The organism is Albidovulum sp. (assembly GCF_041919395.1).
Classification (GTDB): domain Bacteria; phylum Pseudomonadota; class Alphaproteobacteria; order Rhodobacterales; family Rhodobacteraceae; genus Albidovulum.
Map to the genome: position 1 here is coordinate 1 of NZ_JAYRTX010000002.1, position 26,255 is coordinate 26,255.

The 26,255-nt window shown below is 69.8% G+C and carries 24 protein-coding genes; 7 read left to right on the plus strand and 17 right to left on the minus strand.

Annotated features, from left to right (window positions below; translation table 11 throughout):
• Positions 1 to 142 precede the first annotated feature (142 nt).
• Positions 143 to 949 carry a 5-deoxy-glucuronate isomerase gene (iolB, locus tag ACMUOO_RS00560; protein WP_301917813.1) on the plus strand — a complete coding sequence of 269 codons (807 nt, stop codon included), beginning with the start codon at positions 143 to 145 and terminating at the stop codon, positions 947 to 949.
• A 37-nt stretch (positions 950 to 986) separates the two neighbouring features.
• On the opposite strand, the gene ACMUOO_RS00565 is transcribed toward iolB, so the two are convergent.
• The gene (locus ACMUOO_RS00565) at positions 987 to 1,736 is read right to left on the minus strand and encodes a hydroxypyruvate isomerase family protein (protein WP_301917812.1); all 750 of its coding nucleotides are present in this window, start codon (positions 1,734 to 1,736) and stop codon (positions 987 to 989) included.
• Between the two features lie 5 nt (positions 1,737 to 1,741).
• Positions 1,742 to 2,341, minus strand: coding sequence for a DUF1285 domain-containing protein (locus ACMUOO_RS00570; protein ID WP_301917811.1), 600 nt, complete (start codon positions 2,339 to 2,341; stop codon positions 1,742 to 1,744).
• Between the two features lie 63 nt (positions 2,342 to 2,404).
• Here ACMUOO_RS00570 and ACMUOO_RS00575 point away from each other — a divergent pair, with 63 nt between their 5' ends.
• From ACMUOO_RS00575 to ACMUOO_RS00590, 4 genes are read left to right on the plus strand one after another with little or no spacing between them, the layout of a single operon-like run.
• Positions 2,405 to 3,409: an AAA family ATPase gene (locus tag ACMUOO_RS00575; RefSeq protein WP_301917810.1), complete on the plus strand. Its 1,005-nt coding sequence runs from the start codon at positions 2,405 to 2,407 to the stop codon at positions 3,407 to 3,409.
• A complete protein-coding gene (locus ACMUOO_RS00580) occupies positions 3,406 to 4,302 on the plus strand; it encodes a DUF58 domain-containing protein (protein ID WP_301917809.1) in 897 nt (298 codons plus the stop codon). The genes ACMUOO_RS00575 and ACMUOO_RS00580 overlap by 4 nt, the downstream gene beginning before the upstream one ends.
• Positions 4,302 to 7,076, plus strand: a complete 2,775-nt coding sequence (locus tag ACMUOO_RS00585) for a DUF4159 domain-containing protein (RefSeq protein WP_301917808.1) — start codon at positions 4,302 to 4,304, stop codon at positions 7,074 to 7,076. Before ACMUOO_RS00580 ends, ACMUOO_RS00585 begins: the two co-directional genes overlap by 1 nt.
• Complete coding sequence (locus ACMUOO_RS00590) at positions 7,073 to 9,157, plus strand: hypothetical protein (RefSeq protein ID WP_301917807.1); 2,085 nt, start codon at positions 7,073 to 7,075, stop codon at positions 9,155 to 9,157. Before ACMUOO_RS00585 ends, ACMUOO_RS00590 begins: the two co-directional genes overlap by 4 nt.
• A gap of 136 nt (positions 9,158 to 9,293) precedes the next feature.
• Here the strand turns inward: ACMUOO_RS00590 and ACMUOO_RS00595 are convergent, their stop codons facing one another.
• The 3 genes from ACMUOO_RS00595 to ACMUOO_RS00605 form a co-directional block, all read right to left on the minus strand.
• Complete coding sequence (locus ACMUOO_RS00595) at positions 9,294 to 9,506, minus strand: hypothetical protein (protein WP_301917806.1); 213 nt, start codon at positions 9,504 to 9,506, stop codon at positions 9,294 to 9,296.
• A 152-nt stretch (positions 9,507 to 9,658) separates the two neighbouring features.
• Positions 9,659 to 10,027, minus strand: coding sequence for a hypothetical protein (locus ACMUOO_RS00600; RefSeq protein ID WP_301917805.1), 369 nt, complete (start codon positions 10,025 to 10,027; stop codon positions 9,659 to 9,661).
• 35 nt (positions 10,028 to 10,062) lie between these two features.
• A complete protein-coding gene (locus tag ACMUOO_RS00605) occupies positions 10,063 to 10,764 on the minus strand; it encodes a DUF599 domain-containing protein (protein ID WP_301917804.1) in 702 nt (233 codons plus the stop codon).
• Positions 10,765 to 10,877: 113 nt separating this feature from the next.
• On the opposite strand from ACMUOO_RS00605, the gene ACMUOO_RS00610 reads away from it, so the two are divergent.
• Positions 10,878 to 11,408 carry a cupin domain-containing protein gene (locus ACMUOO_RS00610; RefSeq protein ID WP_301917803.1) on the plus strand — a complete coding sequence of 177 codons (531 nt, stop codon included), beginning with the start codon at positions 10,878 to 10,880 and terminating at the stop codon, positions 11,406 to 11,408.
• A gap of 6 nt (positions 11,409 to 11,414) precedes the next feature.
• Here the strand turns inward: ACMUOO_RS00610 and ACMUOO_RS00615 are convergent, their stop codons facing one another.
• The 5 genes from ACMUOO_RS00615 to ACMUOO_RS00635 all read right to left on the minus strand — a co-directional run bounded on the left by ACMUOO_RS00615 (position 11,415) and on the right by ACMUOO_RS00635 (position 17,825).
• On the minus strand, positions 11,415 to 13,565 hold the full coding sequence (locus tag ACMUOO_RS00615; RefSeq protein ID WP_301917802.1) for a vWA domain-containing protein: 2,151 nt from the start codon (positions 13,563 to 13,565) through the stop codon (positions 11,415 to 11,417).
• Positions 13,562 to 14,101, minus strand: a complete 540-nt coding sequence (locus ACMUOO_RS00620; protein ID WP_301917801.1) for an RNA polymerase sigma factor — start codon at positions 14,099 to 14,101, stop codon at positions 13,562 to 13,564. Before ACMUOO_RS00620 ends, ACMUOO_RS00615 begins: the two co-directional genes overlap by 4 nt.
• Before the next feature lie 95 nt (positions 14,102 to 14,196).
• Positions 14,197 to 14,742, minus strand: coding sequence for a peptidoglycan-binding domain-containing protein (locus ACMUOO_RS00625; protein ID WP_301917800.1), 546 nt, complete (start codon positions 14,740 to 14,742; stop codon positions 14,197 to 14,199).
• Between the two features lie 77 nt (positions 14,743 to 14,819).
• Entirely contained in the window at positions 14,820 to 16,250 is a 1,431-nt protein-coding gene (locus tag ACMUOO_RS00630; RefSeq protein ID WP_301917799.1) for a PAS domain S-box protein, read from the minus strand.
• Positions 16,251 to 16,346: 96 nt separating this feature from the next.
• Complete coding sequence (locus ACMUOO_RS00635; protein WP_301917798.1) at positions 16,347 to 17,825, minus strand: NAD-dependent succinate-semialdehyde dehydrogenase; 1,479 nt, start codon at positions 17,823 to 17,825, stop codon at positions 16,347 to 16,349.
• 85 nt (positions 17,826 to 17,910) lie between these two features.
• Between ACMUOO_RS00635 and ACMUOO_RS00640 the strand changes: the two genes are divergently transcribed.
• A complete protein-coding gene (locus ACMUOO_RS00640) occupies positions 17,911 to 18,699 on the plus strand; it encodes an alpha/beta hydrolase (protein ID WP_301917797.1) in 789 nt (262 codons plus the stop codon).
• A 3-nt stretch (positions 18,700 to 18,702) separates the two neighbouring features.
• Here the strand turns inward: ACMUOO_RS00640 and ACMUOO_RS00645 are convergent, their stop codons facing one another.
• From ACMUOO_RS00645 to ACMUOO_RS00675, 7 genes are all read right to left on the minus strand, one after another.
• The gene (locus ACMUOO_RS00645) at positions 18,703 to 19,449 is read right to left on the minus strand and encodes a class I SAM-dependent methyltransferase (protein ID WP_301917796.1); all 747 of its coding nucleotides are present in this window, start codon (positions 19,447 to 19,449) and stop codon (positions 18,703 to 18,705) included.
• A complete protein-coding gene (locus ACMUOO_RS00650) occupies positions 19,442 to 20,437 on the minus strand; it encodes a P1 family peptidase (RefSeq protein ID WP_301917795.1) in 996 nt (331 codons plus the stop codon). Before ACMUOO_RS00650 ends, ACMUOO_RS00645 begins: the two co-directional genes overlap by 8 nt.
• Positions 20,438 to 20,505: 68 nt before the next feature.
• On the minus strand, positions 20,506 to 21,246 hold the full coding sequence (locus ACMUOO_RS00655) for an SDR family oxidoreductase (RefSeq protein WP_301917794.1): 741 nt from the start codon (positions 21,244 to 21,246) through the stop codon (positions 20,506 to 20,508).
• 9 nt (positions 21,247 to 21,255) lie between these two features.
• A complete protein-coding gene (locus ACMUOO_RS00660; RefSeq protein ID WP_301917793.1) occupies positions 21,256 to 22,716 on the minus strand; it encodes an aldehyde dehydrogenase family protein in 1,461 nt (486 codons plus the stop codon).
• Positions 22,700 to 24,304: an ABC transporter ATP-binding protein gene (locus ACMUOO_RS00665; protein WP_301917792.1), complete on the minus strand. Its 1,605-nt coding sequence runs from the start codon at positions 24,302 to 24,304 to the stop codon at positions 22,700 to 22,702. The genes ACMUOO_RS00660 and ACMUOO_RS00665 overlap by 17 nt, the downstream gene beginning before the upstream one ends.
• Entirely contained in the window at positions 24,301 to 25,113 is an 813-nt protein-coding gene (locus ACMUOO_RS00670; protein WP_301917791.1) for an ABC transporter permease, read from the minus strand. Before ACMUOO_RS00670 ends, ACMUOO_RS00665 begins: the two co-directional genes overlap by 4 nt.
• Entirely contained in the window at positions 25,110 to 26,054 is a 945-nt protein-coding gene (locus tag ACMUOO_RS00675; RefSeq protein WP_301917790.1) for an ABC transporter permease, read from the minus strand. Before ACMUOO_RS00675 ends, ACMUOO_RS00670 begins: the two co-directional genes overlap by 4 nt.
• Positions 26,055 to 26,255 lie beyond the last annotated feature (201 nt).

The window sequence follows — 26,255 nt, forward strand, 5'->3', positions numbered from 1 at the left end:
GCGTCCTCGTCGCCGGGACCGCGCTCGGCTGGGGTGTATTCGAGCTTGCGCAGGGCAGTCCGGGCTTCGCGCTTCTCTTCCTCGCGCTCGGCGCCTATGCGGCCTGGCGCCTCTTCGTGACGTTCAACCCCCGGGAGGACGAATGAGTCAGCTTCTTCGCAAGCCCTTCGGTACGCACGGCAAGGTGCATGAGATCACGCCGGCCTCGGCCGGGTGGCGCTATGTCGGCTTCTCGCTCCACCGATTGCGCCCGGGCGACGCCGCCGCCGAGGCGACGGGTGACCGCGAGGCCATCCTCGTGATGGTCGAGGGCAAGGCCGCCGTCACCGCCGCGGGGCGGGAGTGGGGCGTGCTCGGCGAGCGGATGAGCGTCTTCGAGAAGACCCCGCCGCATTGCCTTTACGTGCCGAACGGAGCGGACTGGCGCGCGGTGGCCGAAACCGATTGCGTGATCGCCGTCTGTTCTGCGCCGGGGAAGGGCGGGCACGCCGCGCGCCGGATCGGGCCGGCGGGCATCGCGCTGACCGAAAGGGGCCGGGGCACCAACACGCGCCACATCAACAACATCGCGATGGAGAACGAGGACTACGCCGACAGCCTGCTGGTCACCGAGGTATTCACGCCGGCCGGCCACTGGTCGTCCTACCCCAGCCACAGGCACGACGAGGACGACTTCCCCCGCATCACCTATCTGGAGGAAACCTACTATCACCGGCTGAACCCCGCCTCGGGCTTCGGCATCCAGCGCGTCTATACCGACGACGGGCGCCTCGACGAGACGATGGCGGTGGCCGATGGCGACGTGGTTCTGGTGCCGCGCGGACACCATCCCTGCGGTGCGCCCTATGGTTTCGAGATGTATTACCTCAACGTGATGGCCGGCCCCCTGCGCAAGTGGCGCTTCGTGCCGGCCCCCGAGGTGGAGTGGATCCTCAAGCGCGACGCATGAGGGGACCCTGCCGGCCGACTGGTCGGGACCGCGCGATTCAGCGCATCCAGTCAAGCCCTGCGGTCGTCGCTCCCTTCGGGGCGTATTCGGCGCTGACCCAGCCCTCGTAGCCCTCCGCGTCGAGCATGGCGAAGAAGGCGGGGTAGTCGATCTCGCCTCCGAAGGGCTCGTTGCGGCCGGGAAAGCCGGCGATCTGGACATGGGCGGCGCGGCGGCCGTGGGCGGCCCAGGAGCCGAGGACATCGCCGGTGATGCGATGCGCGTGGTAGGCGTCGAACTGAAGCGCGAGGTTCGGGGAGGCGACCGCATCGAGAACGCGGGCGGCGGTCGCGTAGTCGGCGAGGAAATAGCCCGGCATGTCGGCGCGGTTGATCGGCTCGATCGTAAGGCTCTGTTTCGGTGCACGGGCGACGGCCCAGCGGAGGTTTTCGACGAACGCCGCCTCGGCCTCCGGCCCCTCGGCCGCGCCGGCCATGATGTGGATATGACGGGGCTTCAGCACCTGGGCGAAGCGGAGGGTGCGGTCGAAGTCGCGGTGGAAGCGGTCCTGAAGGCCGGGGGCGGCTGCGAAGCCCTGCGGCCCGCCGGTCGCGTTCGGCGGCGGGCAGTTCATCAGGACGAAGGCGAGGTCGTTCCAGACGAGCTGGTCTCGGATATCCTGGGTCGGGTGATCGTAGGGAAAGAGCACCTCCACCGCGTCGAAGCCGGCCTCCTTCGCCGCGCGGAAACGCTCCATGAACGGGAGTTCGGGAAAGAGCCAGGAGAGGTTGGCGGCGAACCTCGGCACGGGGATCAGGCGAGGTCGGCCGAGGGGATCACGGGGAAGAAGGTGCCGTCCGACCAGAGGCCGAACCAGCGTGTCCCGTCGCGATCTTCGTGGGCGCCACGCTCGACGAGGCGGTAGAAGGTCTTCCGGTCGATCAGGGCTTCGAGGTTTCGCCGCACCAGAACATAGGGCGCGGGTTCGCCGGTCTCGGGGTCGCGCTCGACGCGGATCGGGTGCTCGGGACCGGCCGTAACCACGTCCTCCACGCTGGTGGTGAAGGTGATCCGCTGGTCGCGCCCCCTCCCGGTCACGTCGGCATCGACGGCGACGAAAGGGGCGTCAACCACGCGGATGCCGACCTTTTCGACCGGCGTGACGAGGAAGTAGTCCTCGCCATCCTTGCGGATGATCGAGGAGAAGAGCTTCACGAGCGCATGCCGCCCGATCGGGGTGCCTAGGTAGAACCAGGTTCCGTCGCGGCGGATTTCCATGTCGAGATCGCCGCAGAAGGGCGGGTTCCAGAGATGCACCGGCGGCGGCCCCCTGCGGCCTGCGGCCCTGGCGGCGGCTGCGAGGTTTTCCGCTGAGGGGTTCACGTTCAATTGTTCGGTTTCCGATTTCGCCATTGGTGCGGGCCGCGATTTCTGCCTTTATGGTTGCAAGACTATACCGAGGAAGGAGCGCTTGCCATGGCCGAGTCCCGTGACCTTCTGGTCGAGATCGAGGCGCTTGGCGAAAAGATCGCCGAGGCGCGTCAGGCGGTGGGGCGGCGCTTCATCGGCCAGGAACGGGTGGTGGAGCTGTCGCTCTCGGCGCTTCTCTGTGGCGGGCACGGCCTGCTCGTCGGGCTGCCGGGCATGGGCAAGACCATGCTCGTCGACACGCTCGGCACCGTCATGGGCCTTACCTCGGGACGGGTGCAGTTCACACCCGACCTGATGCCTGCGGACATTCTCGGGTCCGAAGTTCTTGAAACGGCGGCAGATGGGACGCGCAGTTTCAGGTTCATCGAGGGGCCGGTCTTCTGCCAGCTGTTGATGGCGGACGAGATCAACCGCGCCAGCCCCCGCACCCAGTCCGCGCTTCTGCAGGCGATGCAGGAACGCGAGGTGACGATTGCCGGCGTCCACCGGCCGCTGCCGAAGCCCTTCCACGTTCTCGCCACGCAGAACCCGATCGAGCAGGAGGGGACCTATCCCCTGCCCGAGGCGCAGCTCGACCGGTTCCTCGTGCAGATCGACGTGGACTATCCCGACCGCGCGACGGAACGTGACATCCTTCTGGCCACGACCGGAGTCGAGGCGGCGACATCACCCCGGATATTCAGCGCGGACGAGCTCATCGCGGCGCAGATGACGGTGCGACGGATGCCGGTGGGCGAAAAGGTGCTGGAACTGATTCTCGACCTCGTGCGCGCCTGCCGCCCGGGCGAGACCGAAGCGGGGCGCGCCGTGAGCGAGAGCGTCGCCTGGGGGCCGGGACCGCGGGCCGCGCAGGCGCTGATGCTGACGGTGCGGGCACGGGCGCTCCTGAGCGGCCGGCTCGCGCCTTCGGCCGAGGATGTCCTGGCACTGGCGCGGCCGGTGCTGAGCCACCGGATGGCGCTTTCGTTCGCGGCACGCGCGCGCGGCGAAAGCCTCGGCGCGATCATCGAGGGCGTTGCGCGGGACGTCACGCGCGCCGAGGCGGCATGAGCGCCACCGTCCAGAGCTCCGCCCGGCCGGCGGGGCTGAGACGCAGCGCCGAGGCGCTGGCAGCGACCCTGCCACCACTGCTGGCAGAGGCGCGGCATCTCGCCGCGACCGTGCAGCTTGGCGAACACGGCCGGCGGCGCGCCGGCATGGGCGACGAGTTCTGGCAGTATCGCGCGGCCCATGCCGGCGACGAGGCCCGCGCCATCGACTGGCGGCGCTCGGCGCGGGCAGATGTCCAGTTCGTGCGCGAGAAGGAATGGCAGGCGGCGCAGTCGGTGCACCTTTGGGTCGATGACGCGCGGTCGATGGAATTCACCGGCGATCCGAAGCGGCAGGCGAAGGCTGACCGTGCCCGGCTTCTTGCGCTGTCGCTCGGGGTTCTTCTCATCCGCGCGGGCGAACGGGTCGGGCTTGCCGACGGCATCGCGCCGCCCCGGTCGGGCGAGGTGCAGCTACTGAGGCTCTCGGAAGCCTTCACGCGGCCGGCGGGCGAGACCGACTACGGTGCGCCGCAGGCGCGCGCGATGCTGGCCGGGTCGCGTGCCGTCTTCCTCTCCGATTTCATGGGCGATCCGGCCGGGGTGGAGGGCGCGCTGGCGCAGGCCGCCGACAAGGGCGTGACCGGTGTCCTCATGCAGGTGCTCGATCCGGTGGAGGAGGCGTTTCCCTTCGACGGCCGGACGATCTTCGAGAGCATGGGCGGCACCCTCATCCACGAGACGCGAAAGGCCGGCGATCTGCGCGACCGCTACCGGGCACGGCTGGAAGAGCGGAAGGAGCGGCTCCGCCATCTCGCGCGGACGGCAGGGTGGCTCTTCACCACCCATCACACCGGCGATCCGGCGCAGGGCGCGCTTCTGTGGCTCTACGCCGCGCTGAGGAAGGGCAGCTGATGCTGGTCCTCGGCCCCATCGGCTTCACGGCGCCCTGGCTCCTCTGGGGGCTCGCGGCCCTGCCGGTGCTGTGGCTGCTCTTGCGCGCGATCCCGCCCGCGCCGATCCGCCGGCGGTTTCCGGGCGTGGCGCTTCTCCTCGGCCTCGCCGACGAGGAGCAGGAGGCCGACCGGACGCCCTGGTGGCTCCTTCTCCTGCGCATGCTCGCCGTGGCCGCGATGATCGCCGGCTTTGCGGGGCCCGTGCTGAACCCCGAGGTGCGGACGCAGGGTGGGGGGCCGCTTTTCGTCGTCACCGACGGAAGCTGGGCCTCGGCCCGCGACTGGTCGAAGTCCGCGGCCCGGATTGCAGCGGCCGTGGATGAAGCCGGCCGCTCTGGGCGCAGCGTGGCGGTCGTCTCGCTCACCGACGTGCCGCCGGGCGGGCCGGTCTTCGCCGCGGCCGATGCGGTTGCAGAGGGGTTGCCCGCGATCCAGCCGAAGGCGTGGGAGCCGGCCGAAGGGGACATGGCGCGGCTGACGGACGAACTGCCGGAGGGCGGATTCGACACACTCTGGCTGTCGGACGGGATAGCGCGCGCGGGCCGGGCGGAGCTTCTCGCGTCTCTCATGGCACATGGCGCCGTGACCGCGGTGGAAGCCTCGCGCGGCCCGCTGGCGCTTGGTCCGCCGGTTTACGAGGGCGGTACCGTGTCGGCTTCGGTGCTCAGAGCGCGGAAAGAGGGGGAGGGCGCGGCGGAGGTCGTTGCGCGCGGGCTCGATCCTGCGGGGATCGAGCGCGAGCTTGCCCGGGCCGAGGCCTCCTTTACGCCTGGCGACGGGCGGGCGGTGGCGGAATTCGACCTGCCGCCGGAACTCAGGAACCGTCTGACCCGCTTCGAGATCGCGGGCGAGACGAGCGCGGGGGCGGTGACACTCGCCGACGACGCGCTGAAGCGGCGCAAGGTGGCGATCATCACCAGCGGCGCGGCGCGCGAGGGACTTGAGCTGCTGGCGCCCGACCATTTCCTGCGGCAGGCGCTGGTGCCCACCGCCGATGTGATCGAGGGCACTGTCGGCGACGTCCTTCTCGCCGCTCCCGATGTCATAATCCTCGCCGATGTCGCCAAGGTGGCCGAGGTGGAGCCCCTGACCGACTGGATCGAGGAGGGCGGTCTGCTCGTGCGTTTCGCGGGGCCCCATCTCGCGGCCTCCGACGTCGGCCGCGATGCCCTCGACCCCCTGCTGCCAGTGAGGCTCAGGAGCGGCGGCCGCTCGGTCGGCGGCACGATGAGCTGGGGTGAGCCGAAGGCGCTCGCGGCCTTCCCGGAAGGCTCGCCCTTTGCCGGGCTCGTGCCCCCCGACGACGTGGTTGTCTCGGCGCAGGTCCTCGCCGAGCCGGGGCCGGACCTCGCCGCCGCAACGATCGCCACGCTGGCGGACGGCACTCCGCTGGTCACGCGCCGCCAGATCGGCGACGGGCAGGTCGTGCTCTTCCACGTCTCGGCCAACGCGGAATGGACGAGCCTTCCCCTCTCCGGGCTCTTCGTGCAGATGCTCGAGCGGCTGGCGATCTCGTCCAACGCCGCCCGGCCGAAGGCGGGGGACCTCGCCGGCACGACCTGGACGGCCGAGCGGGTGCTCGACGCCTTCGGCGCGTTGGGAGAGGCAGCGGACCTGCCGGGCGTGCCCGGCGAAAGACTCGCGGAGTCGCGGGTCGGGCCCGACGTGCAGCCTGGCCTTTATGGCTCCGGCGACCGGCGGCTGGCGTTGAACGTGATTTCCGCCGACCGCGAACTGGCGGCGGCGGAATGGCCCGCGGGCGTGGCGGTCGAGGGCCTCGTCGTTGCCCGGGAACAGCCGATGAAAGGCTGGGTCCTGACCGCCGCGCTGGCGCTTCTTCTGGTCGATCTTGTCGCCTCGCTCGCGCTTGCGGGGCGCCTTCGGGGGGTGCGTGCCGGTCTTGCCGTGCTGGCATTGGCGGCGCTCCTGCCGGGGATGGCCCCGCGCGGAGCCGCGGCGCAGGATGGCGGGGCCCTCGACGACAAGGTGCTGCGCGCGGCAGGCAGCGTCGTTCTCGCCCATGTCCTCACAGGCGAGGCGGAGACGGACCGCGTGGCCGAGGCCGGGCTCTGGGGCCTGTCGGAGATTCTGTTTGCGCGCACCTCGGTCGAACCTGTGGAACCGCAGGGCGTCGACCTCGAGAGTGACGAACTGTCGGTCTACACCTTCCTCTACTGGCCCGTGACGGCGGCCCAGCCCGCACCGTCCCCTGCCGCCTATGCGAAGCTCAACCGCTACCTGCGGTCGGGCGGCCTCATCCTCTTCGACACGCGCGACGCCGACGTGGCCGGCTTCGGTGCCGCTTCGCCGGAAGGTCGGCGGCTGCAGGCGCTGGCAGCCCCCCTCGACATCCCGCCGCTGGAGCCGATTCCGCCCGACCATGTTCTGACCCGCAGCTTCTACCTGATCCAGGATTTCCCCGGCCGTTTCGACGGCCGCGCGATCTGGGTGGAGGCCGCGCCACCCGACGCGGAACTGGCCGAGGGGATGCCCTTCCGCAACCTCAACGACGGGGTGACGCCGGTCGTCATCGGCGGCAACGACTGGGCGCGGGCCTGGGCGGTGGACGAATCCAACCGGCCCATGTTCCCGGTGGGCCGCGGCCTGGGCGGCGAGCGGCAGCGCGAAATCTCCTACCGCTTCGGCGTCAACCTCATCATGCATGTGCTGACCGGCAACTATAAATCCGATCAGGTCCATGTGCCGGCGCTTCTCGAAAGGCTCGGCCAATGATCGGGCAGGTGATCTTCGATCCGCTGGTGCCGGGGCCGGCGCTCTGGGCCCTCGGTGCCCTCGCGCTCGCCTTCGTGACCTTTGCCGCATGGCGGCGAATTGCCGGCTGGTGGCTCAGGGCGCTCGCCGCCGTGGCGCTCCTGGCAGCTGTCGCCCAGCCCTCGCTACAAAGCGAGGAGCGGCGGCCCCTTTCGGACATCGTGCTTCTCGTCATCGACGAAAGCGCGAGCCAGAAGATCGGGGAACGACCGGAGCAGACGGCGGCGGCCGTGGCCCGGATCGAGGCCGAAGTGGCGGCGCTGCCGAATACCGAGTTGCGCAAGATCACCGTTGGCGACGGGGCCAAGGACGCGGGAACACTCGCCATGACGGCGCTCGCGCAGGCGCTGGCCGAGGAGCCGCGCGCGCGGGTCGCGGGGGCGATCCTCGTCAGCGACGGTCAGGTCCATGACGTCGACCTCGCGCCGGCACTGCCTGCGCCGCTCAACCTGCTCCTGACCGGTCATGCTGCCGACTGGGACCGGCGGCTGATGGTCACGACCGCGCCCGCCTTCGGCATCATCGGCGAGCCGCTCTCCCTCGCGCTCCGCATCGAGGAACAGGGCACGATGCCGGCCGGCGAGGCCGGACGGCGGGTCAACCTCGCCATCTCGATCGACGGAGCAGAGCCGGAGACCTATGCCGTCCCGGTCGGGCAGGATCTCGAACTGCCCCTTACGCTCGACCACGGTGGGCAGAACGTCGTCCAGCTCACGGTGGAGACGGCCGAGGGCGAACTGACTGACCGCAACAACGTTGCCATCGTGCAGATCAACGGCGTGCGGGACCGGCTGCGCGTGCTCCTCGTCTCGGGCGAGCCCTATGCCGGCGAGCGGACCTGGCGCAACCTGCTGAAATCCGACAGCGCGGTGGACCTCGTCCACTTCACCATCCTGCGTCCGCCGGACAAGCAGGACGGCGTGCCGGTGTCGGAATTGTCGCTCATCGCCTTCCCGACGCGCGAGCTTTTTGTCGAGAAGGTCGATGAATTCGACCTGATCATCTTCGACCGCTACCGGCTGAGGGGCATCCTGCCGGCCGCCTATCTCGACAACATCCGCGACTATGTGCTGGGCGGCGGCGCCGTGCTCGTCTCCGCCGGACCGGAATTCGCCTCGGCCGAGAGCCTCTATCACTCCGGCCTCGGTGAGGTGCTGCCGGCGCGGCCGACGGCGCGGGTGATCGAGGGGGCGTTCCTGCCGCGGGTCTCGGACCTCGGGGCGCGCCACCCGGTGACCGAGGGACTGGAAAGCTACGCGCCGGACGGCGCCGCAGCCGGCGCACCCGGCGCGCCGAAGTGGGGCCGGTGGACCCGCTACGTGGAACTTGCCGACGCGGATGGGCAGGTGGTCATGGAAGGCCCCGACAAGGTGCCGCTTCTGGTCCTGAACCGAGCGGGCGAGGGCCGGGTGGCGCTTCTGGCGTCCGACCAGGCGTGGCTCTGGGCGCGCGGGTTCGAGGGAGGCGGGCCGCAACTGGAGCTTCTCCGCCGCCTCGCCCACTGGATGATGAAGGAACCTGACCTGGAAGAGGAGTCGCTGACAGCGACGGCAGAGGGCAACGTCCTCACGATCACCCGCCGCACGCTCGGCGAGGGCGGCCGCGAGGTGACGGTTACCGCGCCCGACGGCACTTCCACGCAGCTTGCGCTGACCGAGGTCGGCCCGGGCCGGCATCAGGCGACCTATGCCGCCCCCGCGCTCGGGCTCTACCGGTTGTCCGACGGAGATCTGGAACGGGTCACCGCGATCGGCCCCGCCAGTCCGCGAGAGTTCGAGGCCGCCATAGCCTCGCCCGCGCCGCTGGACTCCGTCATGGGGTCGACCAACGGCGGAGTCACCCGGATCGAGGACGGGTTGCCTGATGTGCGCGCGGTGCGCGAGGGGCGCCCGGCGACGGGGCGGGGATGGATCGGCATCACGCCGCGCAATGCCTACCAGACGACCGACATCCGGATCGCGGCCTTGCTTCCGCCCTGGGCGTTCCTGCTGATTGCGGCGGCGCTGACGCTGGCGGCCTGGCTCCGCGAAGGGCGACGGTAGCAGGGGCTCTGTGCCCGAGAGGCACGTTCCGCCTCTCGTTCGCGGGGTGGTCCGCCTGCGGCCTGGACCCTGGTTCCGGAAAAAGCGACGGCGCGGGCCCCCACCCGCGCCGCCATCGCATCAGTCCTGTTCGGCCTCAGAGCGGCACGTTGTCCCAGAGGGACTCGGCATCGTTGCAAAGCGTCAGGAGCCGCAGCTGAGCGCGGCGCTTCTCGGGTGTGGTCCGATCGGTCGCCGTTTCGCCGAAGGTCTGGCGCAGCTTGCCCTTCAACTCCTCGGCGCGGTCGGGATTCGCGAGCAGGTCATCAACAAACAGGTCAATCTCGTCACGACGTTGCGGCTGGCTCATCACATCCTCCCAGGGCGCTTCGCGCGTCTTTGAGCACGCATATGTGGCGGTGGTGCAACGATAACACGGGAAAAGCGATTCTCGCCACGGTGGAACATGGACAAATCCGCGCAACTGGCCCTGACGGCGGCAAGATGCCGAAACTTCCGGCGTCAGCGGCGGAGATCCAGGCGGGTTGGCGACGCGGCCCACCCGTCGAGCGTGCAGCGCGGCCGAATCAGGACATAGTCCACCCCACCGCCGATGACGATGCCGGAGAGGCTGCGGGTGAAGGGCTGTTCCTCCACGTGAGGGTGGCTCAGTTCGCGGTAGCCGAGCCGTGTGCCATCCGGTGCTAGAACCTCCCAGCCGCTTGCATAGTGGTCCCATCCACTGTCGGCATGCCGCAGGGTGACGGTGATCGTCCAGCCCTTTGGTCCCGGGGTGGCCGTAGCCGCCACGACCTCGACCGGGCTCGCGCGCAAGGGGGACGCCGTCAGGACGGCGAGCGTGGCGGCAAGGGCGAAGGCGGGACCGATCATCCCCGCACCATGCCACGTCCGGTCGGGGCCGGCGATCACTTTGGCGTGCCGTCCATCAGCACCCGGCGCGAGACCGAGGCGAATTCGCGCCGCCAGAGCACGGCGAGCGTGACGGCGGTCGCCATGGTCAGCGCGAGCGGGCCAAGTATCCAGGCAAGCGCCGCGAGTGCGAAATAGACGGCCCGCAGACCCCGATTGAAGCTCCGCGCCGCCGAGATGTTGATCTGGGCCGCCTGCCCCGCCCGGTGAAAGGCAGAGGGATCATCGGTTTCGTTCGGCACGGCCGCCATCACGATGGCGCAATAGCCGAAGAGCCGGTGCGACCAGAGGAACTTCAGGAACGCATTGGTGAGGAAGAGGAGGATGACGATGATCTTCGCCTCCAGCACCGCGGCAGGGGCGGAGGCCAGCGTCAGGTCCTCGGCGAGGCCGAGGAGCCGCTCCGTATTGCCGATGAGCGCCACGCCGCCGCCGATGGCGATCATCGTCGCCGACGCAAGGAAGCTCGTGCCCTGACGCAGGCTGTCCATCACCGAGGCATCGAAGATCCGCGGCTGGCGGGTGACGAACTGGCGCATCCACTCGCGCCGGTAAGCGGTCATAAGGGCCGAGACGGACGGCAGGCTCCGGGGCGGATGCTCGACTAGGAAGCCGAAGACGAGCCAGCCGAGCAGGAGAAAGCCGAGCGCGGCCATGTCGGCGGTGGTCATGTCGCTGGGGGAGATGAGGTCGGTCATGGCGCCGAACCTATCGCGAGGTTCGCCATGAGGGAATCCGCCGTCGTCGCCCGCGTTACATCTTCGCGGCGGAGTTGCTACGATCCCCGGAGGAAGCATCCCGGAGGCACCCGATGCCCGAAGCGAACCGACTCGACTGCATTGCCCACTGGCGCGATATCGAGGGCCCGGATGACGCGCACTATGAGGGGGATGACGAGCTTCTCGGCATCGGGGCTGCATTCGGCCGGCACTTCGGCCTTGCCCGGATCGGCATCCATCACGAAAGGCTCCTGCCCGGCCGCCGTAGCTCCTATCCTCATGCCGAGAGCGCCGAGGAGGAGTTCGTCTATGTCATCGAGGGCACGCCGGACGTCTGGCTCGACGGCCGGCTCCACCGCCTCGGCCCCGGGGATGCCGTCGGGTTCCCGGCCGGCACGGGGCAGTGCCACTGCTTCCTCAACAACAGTGAGGCCGAGGTGCGCCTTCTGGTCGTGGGCGAGCGCCCGAAGCCAGAGAACCGCATCGTCTACCCCCGCAACCCTGAACAGAGGACGCTTCGCGACGACTGGTGGGAGGACGCGCCGGAGCGCCCGATGGGCGACCACGACGGGTTGACGGACCGGCTGCGTGCGTGGCGGGCCGGCAGAGGACCCGCCACCTGAGGGCGATCAGCGCGCGAGGCTCTGCGCGAGCCGCATCAGCTTCACCGCCTCGGCGCGATAGCCGTACGGGTCCTCGCCCTTCGCCCCGGAGGCAAGCGCGATCGCCTCCACCCAGCCCCAGGTGCCGAGGTATTTCGGCTCGCCCAGAAGCTGGCCCATTCCGGCGATGGCGGCGGCGAAGCGGGCGTCGGTGTCGGCCTCGCCCGGTGCGGCGGGGATCGGCGTCTCGATCAGTCGCGACGTGGCCTCCCCCGGCGCCTTCCAGCGCAGCTTGAGGAAACCGAGCTCCGATGCATCGCCGCCGCCAGGGGCCGCGCCGTAGCGCAAGGGATCGGAGAGCCGCGCGGCCGAGCCGACGGGCGTGATCTCGTAGAGCGCGGTCACCTGATGGCCGGCGCCGATCTCGCCCGCGTCCACCCGGTCGTTGTTGAAATCCTCGCGCGCAAGCGCCCGGGTCTCGTAGCCGATCAGACGGTATTCGGCGACGGCGGCGGGGTTGAACTCCACCTGCACCTTGACGTCGTCGGCGATGGGGAAGAGCGCGCCGGTAAGCTGGTCCACCAGCACCTTCTGCGCCTCGGTCGCCGTGTCGATGTAGGCCGCCGTGCCGTTGCCGTTCTGCGCCAGCGCCTGCATCGTCGCGTCGTCGAGATTGCCGCGCCCGAAGCCGAGGACGGAGAGGTAGGTGCCGCTCTCGCGTTTTTCGGCAATGAAGTCCTTCAGGTCCTCGGGATTGTCGATACCGACGTTGAAATCTCCGTCCGTGGCGAGAAGGATGCGACCGATGCGCCCCTCCCCGGCCATGCTTTCGGCGACCTGATAGGCCTGGGCGAGCCCCTCGGCCCCGGCGGTGGAGCCGCCCGCTTCCAGCCGGCCGAGCGCGCCGAGGATCGCATCGCGGTCGCCGGCCGCGGTGGGCTCCAGCACCAGCCCGGCGGAGCCCGCATAGGTGACGATCGCCACCCGGTCCTCGGGGCGCAACTGGCCGAGCAGGAGCCGGAAGGACTGCTTCAGGAGCGGCAGCTTGTTCGCATCCTCCATCGAGCCCGAGGTGTCGATGAGGAAGACGAGGTCGATCGGCGGGCGGTCTTCGATCGCCGGCATCCGACCCTGCAAACCGACCCTGAGAAGCTGCGTTCCGGCGTTCCAGGGGGTCTGGAAGAGGCTGACCGAGGCGCGGAAGGGTGCCGCCCCGGCCAAGGGCGCGGGGTAGGCGTAGGGGAAGTAGTTCACCATCTCTTCGATCCGCACCGAGTCCTTCGGTGGAAGGACGCCCCCGGCGAGGGACGAGCGCAGCACCGACCACGATGCCGTGTCGGTGTCGATCGAGAAGGTGGAGACGGGCTCCTCCGCCGCGATCTTCACCGGGTTCGGGGCGGCATTGGCGAAGGCTTCGGTGTCAGCCGCGGGCAACCGGCGCGCCGTGTCGTCGGCCAGGGTGAGGCCGGCGGCGAGGCCGGGGGCGGGGGCGGGGGCCTCCGCCTCGCCGGACGCATAGGCGCCGGCCTCGCGGCTGCTGCCGAGCGCCTGGGCCATCTCGGCCATCGGCGCCACGGGCGGGATTCTGGCGAGCGTGCTGGTTCCGGCGCCGGTCGGATCGGCAGCGGCGACCGATGCGGCCTCCGGGGCGGAGAGCGGCGCGGCGCCGGCCACTGCCTCGCCTTCGGCCTTGCGCCGCGCGTCGGCAGGGTCGGCAGCGTCGGCAGCCGGTGCATTGGCAATCGCGTCGGCAATCCCGTCTGCAAGGGTGGCGGAAGGGGCCTCGGCGGGGGCGGCGAGCCGCGACTCGGCCGGTGCCTCGACCGGCGCGGCGGGCAGGGTCTCGGCCTTGTCCGCGGTGGCTTCAGGCCGTGGCGCGGGCAGGCCCGTGCCCTGCCGAAGTTCGGGATAGAGTGCAAGTGCGAGGCCGATCACGGCGACCGAAGCGGTGGCGGCGAGAGCGGCGCGGGGGGAAAGGTGGGCAAGCATCTGGCGAACTCCTGTCGGGAACCCCGCCCCTTTTGGGCGGTCCGACATGGGACGCGCGGCCGCCAGCGTTTCTTGGCGCCGGTCGAAGGATTCCATCGCGAGCCTGAGCGCCCGCGTCCGCGCCTCTGGATTCGGCGCCGGGGGCGCGGCCTTCAGCCCGTCGCGGAGCCGGTCGAGTTCGTCGCTCATAGCATCCCCTCCGCCCGTGCCATCTCGCGCAGGCGTTTCTTCACCTCGCTCATCCGCCAGGCCACGGTGCCTTCGGACACGCCGAGAACCTCAGCCGCGTCCTTCTGGCTCAGATCCTCGCCGAGGGTCAGCGCGACGGTGTCCCTCAGTTCCGGCGAAAGCCGCGTCATCGTGACGGCGAGCCAGTCGTGCGTCGCGGCCTGTTCGGCGTTCCCGGCGCGTCGGTTCACCTCCCAGTCTCCCCAGCCGTCGGCGGCCCTGTTCCGGCTGAAGTCACGCCGTCGCCGGTCATGTGCGGCATTCACCGTGACGCGGTATAGCCAGGTCGTGAACCGTGCCTCGCCCCGCCAGGATCCGAGCTTGGCGGGAAGGGCGAGGCAGATGTCCTGGGTCAGATCCTCGGCCTCGGCCCTGGAGCCGGTGAGGCGGAAGGCCAGCCCGTGGATCCGGCCGTAATGCCGCCCGAGGAGCGCCGCGAAGGCCTCGCGGTCTCCGTTCGCGGCGGCACTCGCCAAGGCCTCGTCCGGGGTTTGCATGCGCATGACGAAACTCTGACGCGGGGCGCGGGTCAATCCTTGGGGAGCGCGCGAAAGAAAGAGAGGGCCGCCCTGGCCCCCCTGCAATGGTGGGGTCAGCCGAGAATGGCGTTGTAGAACTCGTGCGCGCCGCCCAGTGAGTCTAGTTGCGCGGTGCCGGTGGAATCGCCGGCGATGGCCATGATCGCGCGGTAGGTCATCGGGCCGAAGGCGCCGTCGATGCCGCCATTGTAGTAGCCCGCGTTGGCAAGCCGCGACTGGATCGCCCGGCGCTGGGCCGCGCTGTAGCTGTTGAAGGCCCTGGCGGCCGGCGTGGCATAGATGCCCGACGGGGCCGACGGCTGGTAGCGCGGCGTGCCGTATTGATCCTGGTAGCGCGTCTCGTAGCGGTCCTGATACCGTTCCTCATGGCGCGGCTGGTAGTAGCCCGGCACCGTCTGGATCGGTGCGCGGGCGACAGGCGGGGCATTCCGGCGCTTCTTCTCGTTCAGGATGAGTGTGCCGATCACGCCGGCAGCGACGATCGCGGCCAGGGCGTTCTGTTCCTTTTCGCCCCAGGCGAAGGCGGGGGCGGGCATGGCGAGGCCCAGCGAGAGGGCGGCGATGGCGGCGGTGGCGGATTTGCGGAGGTTGGGCAGCATGTCATGTCCCCGTGTTGCGGTGGGTCGATGCCCGCAACATGGGAAAGGGCCGCCCGCTAGGCAAAATCGGCCTTGCGCTAGCCGATAACATCGGCCCCGGCGGAAGGCCAGCCGCCCGGCCCGGTCTCGGACGGCGCGGTACCGGCGACGACGAAGAACTTCCTGGGCAGGACGATACGCCAGCGCACGCCAGTCGGGTCGATGCGGTAGTCGGCGGCCGTTTCCAGCAGCGACCCGGCAAGGTTGGTCAGCAGCGTATGACCGAAGCCGCGTCCCTCGGGTGCGGCTTCGGGCTCGACGCCGTCCTCCAGCCATTCGAACGCGAGCCCCGGCCCGTCGGGGGCGTCCTCCAGCATCCATGCGATTCGCACGCGTCCCTGGTCCGTGGCAAGCGCGCCGTGCTTCAACGCGTTGGTTCCAAGCTCGTGCAGCGCCATGCCGATGACCTTAACGGCCTGCGGCCGGATGTCGATCTCCGGACCCGAAATCTCGATTCGGTCGCTTCTGGCGATGTCAAAGAGCGCGGTCTGAGACCGGACGAGTGCGGCGAGGGGCGCGGTCGTCCAGTTGCCCGCCGTCAGGAAGTCGGTCGAGGTCGCGAGCGACTTGATCCGCTCGCCGAAGCGGACGTTGAAATCCTCGAGGCTCGTACTCGCCGCCGCCGTACGCCGGTGCAGCGCGGCGATCACCGTCAACATGTTCTTGGCCCGATGGACGATCTCTTCGGCCACCATGCGGCGCGACTGCTCGTGGCGACGCCACTCGGTGATGTCGCGGTGAATGTTCGAGACCGCCACGAGTTGTCCGGAAGCATCGTAGACCGGCGCCGCACTGACCCAGATCTGGCGCTCCCGGCCCGACTTGGTGCGGCGCACCACCTCGAAGCTCTTGAGTGCGCCGGCGACGATCTCGTCGCGGTACTCGGTGATCCGCTTCGGCCAGCCATCGGGATAGATGATTTCGAGCGACCTTCCGATCACCTCGTCGGCCCGGTACCCGTAAAGCCGCTCGGCCGCGGGGTTCCACGTCATGATCTTGCCATCCAGATCGTAGCTCAGGATTGCATCGTTCGACGAGGCAACGAGAGCCGAGAAGAGGCCGGCGTTGACCCGCGCCGCGCGGGCCTGCATGCCCTCTAGCGCCCGGCGGGTCACGTTGCGGTGGACGACGACGGCGAATGGCTCGCCCCCGTCACCCATGCGCCTGGCATAAAGTTCGAACCATCGCTGCTCGGTCGGGCTGGGGCAGGCGTACTCGTGGCGGAACTCCACGCCTGCCGCGATCACCTGCCTGAGGCCCTGTGCCACCACAATCGCATCCTCGTGCTCGGTCGGGCAGACATCGAAGTAATTGCGCCCGACAAATCCATCGGGCTCGCCGCCGTTCTCCACACTGAATTGTTGCCATGCGGCATTGGCGGCAACGATGACGCCCTGGCCGTCGATGATGGCGATCTGGTCCTCGAGGCAATCGAATGCCTGCCGGAAGTCACGAAAAATGGCGGCCATGACCACGCGACCCTCGAAAGAAACGGCCCCGCAACGGACTGCGGGGCCAGCACTTGTCATGACGATAGCGCGGGCCGGAATACCCGTAAAGCGCGATCAGATTGCCAAGCAGATGTACTTCATCTCCAGGTAGTCCTCGACCCCGTGATGGCTTCCTTCGCGGCCGAGACCGGACTGCTTCACGCCGCCGAATGGCGCGACCTCGGTCGAGATGAGGCCGGTGTTGACGCCCACCATGCCGTATTCCAGCGCCTCCTGGACGCGCGTGATGCGTCCGATGTCGCGCGCGTAGAAGTAGGAGGCGAGCCCGAAGATCGTGTTGTTGGCAAGGCGGATGACCTCATCCTCGGTCTCGAACTTGAAGAGCGGGGCGAGGGGGCCGAAGGTCTCCTCGGTCGAGACCTTCATCTCGGGCGTGATGCCAGTGACGACGGTCGGCTCGAAGAACGTGCCGCCGAGCGCGTGGCGCTTGCCGCCGGTGACAATGTGCCCGCCGCCCGCCAGCGCGTCGGCGATGTGCTCCTCGACCTTTTCCACGGCGGCCTCGTTGATCAGCGGGCCGGTGGTCACGCCGTCCTTTAGCCCGTCGCCCACGTTCAGCTTTCTCACGGCTTCCGCGAGCTTTTCCGCGAAGGCGTCATAGACGCCCGCCTGAACGTAGATGCGGTTCGCACAGACGCAGGTCTGGCCGTTGTTGCGGAACTTCGAGATCATCGCGCCCTCGACCGCCTTGTCGAGGTCGGCGTCGTCGAAGACGATGAAGGGTGCGTTGCCGCCGAGTTCCATCGAGCATTTCATCACCTGATCCGCCGCCTGGCGCAGCAGGATGCGGCCGACCTCGGTCGAGCCGGTAAAGGTGAGCTTCCGCACGATCGGGTTCTCGCAGAACTCCTTGCCGATGGCCGAGGACTTGGTCGATGTGACGACGGAGAAGAGGCCCGCCGGCACACCCGCGCGTTCGGCCAGAAGCGCCATGGCGAGCGCGGAGAGCGGCGTCTCGGCCGCGGGGCGCGCGACAAAGCCACAGCCGACAGCGAGCGCCGGGGCGACCTTGCGCGCGATCATCGCATTCGGGAAGTTCCAGGGCGTGATCGAGGCCGCGACGCCGATCGGCTGCTTGATCACCGTGATCCGCTTGTCGCGCTGATGGCCCGGGATCGTCTCGCCGTAGATGCGCTTCGCTTCCTCGGAGAACCACTCGACGAAGGAGGCGCCGTAGAGCACCTCTCCCCTGGCCTCGGCGAGCGGCTTGCCCATCTCGGCCGTCAGGATCGCGCCGAGGTCGTCGGCGTTCTCGACCATCAGGTCATACCACTTGCGCAGGACCGCCGCGCGTTCCTTGCCGGTACGCGCCGCCCATTCGTGGCGCGCCTTGTCGGCCGCCTCGATGGCACGCGCCGTCTCTGCCCGGCCGAGGTCGGGCACGGTGCAGATGACGTCGCCGCGTGCGGGGTTGGTCACCGGGAAGGTCGCGCCATCGTCGGCGTTCACCCATTGCCCGGCCACATAGGCCTGCGTTACCAGAAGCGACGGGTCCTTCAGCCGGGACCTCAGGTCTGTGACGGAATCGAGCATGGGAACCCCCTCGTGTTTCATAATTTGATCAAATGCCCGAAGCGCGACTCGTTGTCCAGCCGGGCGGCTGACCGGGATTGCTTGCATGAGATATGACGATGCCTATCAGAATGCAAAATACATTCCGGGCGGCGACACCTTTCCGCCGCGCTGGGAGCGGGCCTCGGCGACGTTCCGCGACGCGCTCGGGGCGCGGGCGAGGCCGGGCCTGCGCTACGGGGCGGATGAAAATGCGTGGTTCGACCTCTTCCTGCCTGAGGCGGAACCCGAAGGATTGGTGATCTTCATCCACGGCGGCTACTGGCTCCGCTTCGGTCCGCGGGATTTCTCGCACCTCGCGGCGGGTGCCCTCGCCCGGGGTCGCGCTGTGGCGATGCCTGCCTACACGCTCGCGCCCGCAGCCCGGATCGGCGCGATGACGCGCCAGATCGCGGCAGCGATCGCCGCCGCGGCCGAGGCGGTGGCAGGCCCCATCGTCGTCACCGGCCATTCCGCCGGCGGTCACCTCGCCGCGCGGATGGCCTGCGCCGATATCTCCCTGCCGGACGAGGTCCCGGCCCGCTTCGCGCGGGTGGTGCCGATCTCGCCCATCGGGGACCTCCGGCCGCTCCGCGAGACGGCGATGAGTGCCGACCTCCGGCTCGACGCCGACGAGGCGCTGGCCGAAAGCCCGGCGCTCCTGCCCCTTCGGCCTCGCGTTCCCGTCCACGTCTGGGTCGGCGGGGCCGAGCGGCCGGCCTTCCTCGACCAGGCGCGGCGGCTTGGCAATGCCTGGGCCTGCCCGGTCACGGTGGAGGCGGGCCGGCACCACTTCGACGTTATCGAAGGGCTGGAGCAGGCGGAGAGCCCGCTGATGCGCGCGCTCCTGGACTGACCTTCAGGCGAGACTGCCGAGGGGGATGAACTCGGGACTGTGCGGCCCGAGCGCCGCGCCGGTCCAGTCGCCCAGCCACCGCTCCACCCGGAGCCCCGCCGCGGCGATCGCGCGCTCGATCTCTGCGAGCGGCGGAAAGGCGATGCGCGAGGTTGCTGCGGAGTGCCGGCCATCGGCGTCGACCCGGTAATGCGTCTCGTAGGTGACGATCCCGCTCGCCGGATCCCGGGCGACATCGTTCCAGGCGCAGACCGGGCCGAGGAGGGGGTCGACAAACCGCCGCCGCGAGGCATCCGGCCGCCATTCCTTCCACTCCTGCCGCTCCGGGTTGCGGCTGTCGAAGACGAAGCGGCCGCCGGGGGCGAGGTGGGCGGCGATGGCGAGAAGGCAGGCGGCGCGGTCCAAGGGCGAAAGCAGGGTCTGGAATGCGTGGCCCGTCATCACGATCAGGCCGAACCGTTCCCCGAGGCGAAGACCGCGGGCATCGCCCTCGACCCAGTGCACCCGTTCCGCCCCCGGCTTGATGCGGGCGAGGTCCAGCATCGCGCAGGCCGGATCGACCGCCGTCACCGCCGCGCCATGCTCGGCCGCGATGCGGATCGCGAGTTCGCCGGTCCCGCAGCCGAGGTCGAGCACGCTGCGGCAGCCTGCCGCAAGGTGCAGGCAGAAGGCGCTGTCGTCCGTCCAGCCGTTGTCGAGGTCGTAGAACCGCGCCAGCGCCGGGTCGGTGTAGAGCCGGTCCTCAGCCATCCCCGAACCGCGCGCGCCAGGTGGGCATGAGGTCGCCGGGCCGGGCGGCGGCCTCGAAGACAGCCCGTGCGACGGCGCGGGCAAGGCAGCATGCGGCCGCGTGGCCGAGGCGGAACGGATCGGCCAAGGGATCGGGCAGGGGCTTCGCCCCGGTCGCCGCCGTGAAGACCAGGTCGCCGTCGAAGGGCGTGTGCGACGGCACTATGGCGCGCGCCATTCCGTCATGGGCCGTCGTCGCCATCCGCTGGGCCTCGGCCTGAGTCAGCCGCGCGTCGGTGGCGACGATGGCGATGGTCGTGGCCTCGCCAAGGCGCTTGGCTGGCGTGGGCTCCACCGCCGCCGGGAAGGCGGAGGGCAGGCCGAAGCCGCCGAACTCCTCGCCCAGTTCCCAGGGCGCCGCCCAGAATTCCCGCCCCGCGCCCACGGTCACGGACCCGAGCGCGTTGACGGCGACGAGCGCACCCACCGTCAAGCCGTTTTCCAGCACCACCGAAGCCGACCCGAGACCCCCCTTCAGCCCATGGGTCGTAGCCCCCGTGCCGGCCCCGGCGGTGCCGAGTGCGAAGTCATCGCCCGCCGCCGCCAGCGCTGCGCGGCCAAGCCCGCGATAAGGGTTCTCCGCCCAGTCCTTCGCGCCACCGTTCAGGAGGTCGAAGAGTATCGCCGCCGGCACGATCGGAACCCGCTGGTCGCCCACGGCAAAGCCGCGCCCCGCGGCACGAAGCGCGTCGGCCACGCCCGACGCCGCGTCGAGACCGAGCGCGGAACCGCCCGAGAGGACCAGAGCGTCGACCTCCTGGACCAGCCGGTCGGGGGCGAGAAGGTCGGTTTCCCGCGTCCCCGGCGCGCCGCCCATCACATGGACGGCGGCGGTGAGGGGCCGGTCGCCGGCGAGCACCGTCACCCCGGTCCGCACCCGGTGATCCTCGGCATTGCCCACCCTCAGTCCGGCGACGTCGGTTATCAGGTTTCTTGGTCCCGGACGCATCGCCGCCTCGCTTTCTGTCGTGAAATACTCCCCGGGGGTCCAGGGGTGGAAAACTGTCAGCGCGGCCCTCAGATGCAGCGCCCGCCGTCGACCTCTAGCGCAACCCCGGTGATCATCGACGCCTCGTCCGAGCAGAGGAAGCAGGCCGCATTGCCCATGTCCTCCGGTGTCGAAAAGCGCCCGATGGGGATCGTTGCGAGGAACTTCGCCCGCATCTCGGGCGTATCCTCGCCCATGAAGCTCTTCAGAAGCGGCGTCTCGCCGGCCACCGGGCAGATCGCGTTCACACGGATTCCCGCGGGCGCAAGCTCCACCGCCATCGCCTTCGTCGCGGTGATCATCCAGCCCTTGGAGGCATTGTACCAGTTGAGCCGCGGCCGGGGCGAAAGGCCGGCGGTCGAGGCGACGTTCAGGATCGCACCCGCGCCCTGCGCCTTCATCATCGGCACGACGGCCCGCGCGGTCAGGTAGACCGCCTTGCAGTTGACCGCGAAGACCCGGTCGAAATCGGCCTCCGTCACTTCCTCGAGGGGCGCGGGCAGGTGCGTCACCCCGGCGTTGTTGACGAGAATGTCGATCCGCCCGAGGGCGGCCCCTGCGGCCTCGACCATCGCCCTGACCTCCGCGCCCGAGGCCACGTTGGCGCGAAAGGCTAGGCCGCCGATCCCGGCCGCCACGTCCCGCGCCGCCGCCTCGTTGATGTCGGCCACCATGACCCTTGCGCCTTCGGCCGCGAACTTGCGCGCTATGCCCGCGCCGAAGCCGGAGCCGGCGCCGGTGACGATGGCGGACTTGCCCTTCAGCCGCATCGGCCCTCCCTAGCCGTGCCGCGCCGCGACGGTCTTCAGGGCCGAGAAGCCGTAGAGCGCCTCGAACCCCTTTTCCCGCCCGTGGCCGGATCTGCCTACGCCTCCGAACGGCAGTTCCACCCCGCCGCCGGCGCCGTAGTTGTTGAGGAAAACCTGCCCCGCCCGGAGGCCTTTCGCAAGCCGCATCTGGCGGGCGCCGCTCTCGGTCCAGACCGAGGCGACAAGGCCGTAGTCGGTGCCGTTGGCGATGGCCAGTGCCTCCGCCTCGTCCGTGAACGGGATCACCACCTGCGCGGGGCCGAAAATCTCCTCCCGCGCCAGCGGGTGATCGGGGCCGGGGCCGGCGAGAAGCATCGGCGCGACGTAGTGGCCGCCTGCCGGCGCGTCCGCGACGATGCTGCCCCGGGCCGCGACGCTGCCTTCGGGCGCCATCGCAAGGAAGCCCTCCACGACGGCCCTCTGCCGGGCCGAGATCAGCGGGCCGAGGTCTAGGTCGGCCATCGCCGGGCCCGCCTTCAGCGCGCGGTAGCGCTCGGCCATCCGTTCGACCACCTCGTCGTAGCGGCTGCGTTCGACGAGGATGCGCGAGGCGGCAGAGCAGGTCTGGCCGGCGTTCTGGATTCCTGCGTTCACGAGGAAGGGCAGCGCCGCGTCGAGGTCGGCGTCGGCGAAGACGAGTTGTGGTGACTTGCCACCAAGCTCCAGCGTCACCGGCACGACATTGGCCGCCGCCGCCGTCTGGATGAGCCGGCCGACTGCGACCGAGCCGGTGAAGCTGAGGTGATGGACCCCCGGATGCGATGCAAGGGCCGCGCCCGCCTCCTCGCCGCGCCCCGTCACGACGTTGAGCGCGCCGGGCGGCAGGCCCGCCTCCATGGCGATCCGCGCGAAGGCGAGCGCTGTGACCGAGGCCTCCTCGGCCGGTTTCAGAACGCAGGCGTTGCCCATGGCGAGGGCCGCCCCGACCGATCGGCCGACGATCTGCATCGGGTAGTTCCAGGGCACGATGTGTCCTGTCACCCCATGCGGCTCGCGCAGCGTGTAGACGGTGTAGCCATCAAGGTAGGGAATCGTCTCGCCCATCACCTTGTCGGCCGCGCCGCCGTAGAATTCCATGTATCGCGCAAGGGCGAGCGCATCGGCCCTCGCCTGTTTCAACGGTTTGCCCACATCGGCTGCCTCCAACCGGGCGAGGACGTCGGCACGGGCAAGTACGATCTGGCCGATCCGGGCGAGGATGCGCCCGCGCTCGGCCGCCGTCATCCGCCCCCAGTTCCCGGCCCGCGCCGCCTCGGCGGCGGCGACCGCCGCGTCGATGTCGCCGGTCCTGCCGCGTCCGAGGGCGCCGATTTCGAACCCCGTCGAGGGGTCCTCGATCGGCAGCGTCTCCGACGCCGCGCGCCACTGCCCGCCGATCAGCATCTCAGCCGGATCGAACCAGAGGGGGAGGGTCTCAATCCCGGGCGGCATGGGTGCGCTCCTTCCAGTCTTCGGGGATGGTGGGCGTCGCGGCGAGCAGAGCCTGGGTGTAGGGATCCCTGGGACCGGCGAAAACCTCTTCGGTCGGCCCTTCCTCGACAATGCGCCCCTTCCGCATGACCAGTACACGGTCGGTGACCCGTCGCACCACCGACAGGTCGTGGCTGACAAAGAGGTACGCCAGCCCGTGACTTTCCTGCAGCGCCGCCAGAAGGTCGAGAACCTGCGCCCGCACCCGCACGTCGAGCGCCGAGACCGCCTCGTCCAGCACGATGAGGTCGGGCCGGATGATCAGCGCCCGGGCGATGGCGATGCGCTGGCGCTGGCCGCCGGAAAACTCGTGGATGTATTTGCCCATGTCCGCGGCGGAAAGCCCTACCTCCTCCAGCGCCGAGGCCACGCGGTCGCGCGCGTCGCGCGGCGTGCCGGTCAGGTGGAAGGGCTCGGCCACCAGACGGCCGACCCGCTGGCGGGGGTTGAAGCTGCCGTAGGGGTCCTGGAAGACGACCTGCATTCGCGCACGAAGTGCACGCGGCATCGTGTGGCCCGCCGTCACGGCCTGCCCGTCGAGCCGGATCGCGCCCTGCTGCAGCGGGTCGAGACCGAGGATCGCGCGGGAGAGGGTGGACTTGCCGCAGCCCGACTCGCCCACGAGGCCGACACTTTCGCCGGGGCGGATCGTCAGGCTCACCCCGTCCACGGCCCTTAGCCGGGGATGCGGCGCAAAGGCCGAGGGGCGGGGCAGGAGGTATTCGCGCACCGCATGCTCGACGGAAAGCAGCGATCCGTCCCGCGTCCGGGGGCGGCGGACCGGCCGGTGATCGGAGGCGGCGAAAAGGCGGCGGGTGTAGTCATGAGCGCGGGTGCGGAAGAGTGTCTCGGTCGCGCCCTCCTCGACGATATGCCCCCCCTTCATCACCGCAACCTGTCGCGCCATGCCCGCGACCACGGCGAGGTCATGGGTGATCAGCATCAACGCCATGCCCTCGTCGCGCGTCAGTCCCTTGAGGAGGTCAAGTATCTGCGCCTGCGTCGTCACGTCGAGCGCGGTCGTCGGTTCGTCGGCGATCAGAAGCCTCGGCCGGAGCGCGATGGCCATGGCGATGGCGACCCGCTGGCGCTGGCCGCCCGAAAGCTCGTGCGGGTAGAGCGAAAGCGGGAAGCGGTCCGCGGGAAGGCCGACACGGGCGAGCTTGTCGCGCGCCGCCTCTCGCGCCCCGTCCCGGCTCGCGGCGCGGTGAACGAGAAGCGTCTCGGCCACCTGGTCGCCGATCGTCTTCATCGGATTGAGCGCCGTCATCGGCTCCTGGAAGATCATGCCGATCTCCTTGCCGCGAATCCCGGCAAGCGCGCGTTCGGACAGGGTGAGGAGGTCGCGGCCGCCGAACTCCGCCCGGCCGGCGACCGAAGCGCCCTCGGGCAGGAGGCCCATGAGCGCCAGCGCAGTCATCGACTTGCCGGACCCGCTTTCCCCCACGAGGCCGAAGATCCCGCCCTCGGCCAGATCGAAGGTGACACCAGCCAGGATCGGCCTGCGGTGGATCGACACCGAGAGATCGCGGACGGCGATGAGGCTCATGCCGCGCGCCTTGAGCGCGGATCGAGGTAATCCCGCAGCCCGTCGCCGAGGAGGTTGAGCCCGAGGACGGTCAGCACGATGGCGAGGCCGGGGAAGATGGCGACATGGGGAGCGATCGTCACCATCGTCTGTGCCTCGGCCAGCATCCGTCCCCACGAGGGCGTCGGCGGCTGTGCGCCGAGGCCGACGTATGAAAGCCCTGCCTCGGCGAGGATGCCGAGCGAGAACTGGATCGTGCCCTGAACGATCAGCAGGTTGAGGATGTTGGGCAGGATGTGTTCAGCCGAGATGCGGACCCGCCCCTTGCCGGCCACCTCCGCCGCGCGGATGAAGTCGAGCGTCCAGAGGCTGAGCGCCCCGCCGCGCGTCACGCGGGCAAAGACAGGGATGTTGAAGATGCCGATGGCGATGATCGCATTCGTCGCGGAGGGTCCGAAGACGGCGGTGATGAGGATCGCGATGACGAGTGAGGGGAAAGCGAAGACGAGGTCGTTGCCGCGCATCACCACCTCGTCCGCGAGGCTCCCCCGCGTGGCGGCGGCAAAGAGGCCGAGCGGCACGCCCGCGCCCATGCCGATGCCCACCGCCACCAGGGCGACGGCGATCGAGGTCTTCGCCCCCGCCATCAGCAGGGAGGCGATGTCGCGGCCGAAGTGGTCGGTGCCGAGCCAGTGCGTGGCCGAGGGCGGCTGCAGCTTCTCGGCGATGGCGAGCGTGGACGTGTCGTAAGGCGTCCAGACCAGCGCGACGAGCGCCGCCGCAAGGGCCGAGAGCGCGAGCGCGAGGCCGAGCGCGAAGGAAACCCTCATGCCCGCTTCCTCAGCCGGGGGTCGATCGTCGCGTAGGCGAGATCGACGAGGAAGGTCACAAGGATTACCGCGAAGACGAGGATCATGACGACGGATTCCACCACGATCAGGTCACGCTGGGTGATCGCCTGGAAGATCAGCCGCCCGAGGCCGGGCAGGTAGAAGACGTTCTCGATGATGATCGCGCCCGCGAGGAGGAAGGAGAACTGCATCCCGAGGATCGTGAGGACCGGGATCATCGCGTTGCGCAGGGCGTGACGCAGCATCGTCTGACCCTCCGTCAGCCCCTTCGCGCGGGCGGTACGGATGTAGTCCTGCCCGAGCGTCTCGATCAGAGCCGAGCGGAGAACGCGGGCGAGGATGGCGGCCTGCGGCAGCGCCAGAGCGACGGCCGGAAGCGTCAGCGCCCTGACGCCCGCCAGGGGGTCGCTCCATCCCGGGAAGCCGCCGGCCGGGAAAAGCTGCCAGTGCAGTGCGAAGGTGAGGACGAGGAGCATGGCGAACCAGAAGTTCGGGAGCGCGATGCCGACCTGTGTCGCCCCCATCACCGCGGCATCCGCCGCCCGGCCCCGACGTGCGGCGGCCAGAAGGCCTGCCGGAAAGGCGATCAGCACGGCGAGCAGGAGGGCGTAGAGGGCGAGTGGCAAGGAGACGGCGAGCCGCTGGGCCACGAGGTCGGCCACCGGCACCTTGTAGGTGTAGGACTGGCCGAAATCGCCCGTCGCCATCCCGGCGACCCAGTGAATGTAGCGGATCGGCAGGGCTTCGTTCAGTCCGAGACGCTCGCGCAACGCTGCCACCGTCTCCGCGCTCGCGTTCAGTCCAAGCATGTAGGAAGCCGGGTCGCCCGGGACGATCTCGATGACGGCGAAGATCACGAGGCTTGCCACCACGAGGCTGAGGGCCAGAGAGACGAGACGTCCGAGGAGATAGCGCAGCATGCCGGGCCCCTTCCTGGCACCGAGGCTAGGGCGAAGGCTCGCGGCGGTCCAGAGGGGGACGACCTTGTCCGGCCAGATGATCCGGCGAAAGCCGCGACGGGCGAAACCAGAGGGCCGATTGCGCGCGCCCGCCGGTCTCGCCGCGCCTGAGAAAACGGCGTCCGCCGCTGTGGGCGACGGGGATTGCTGGGCCGCGAGGGC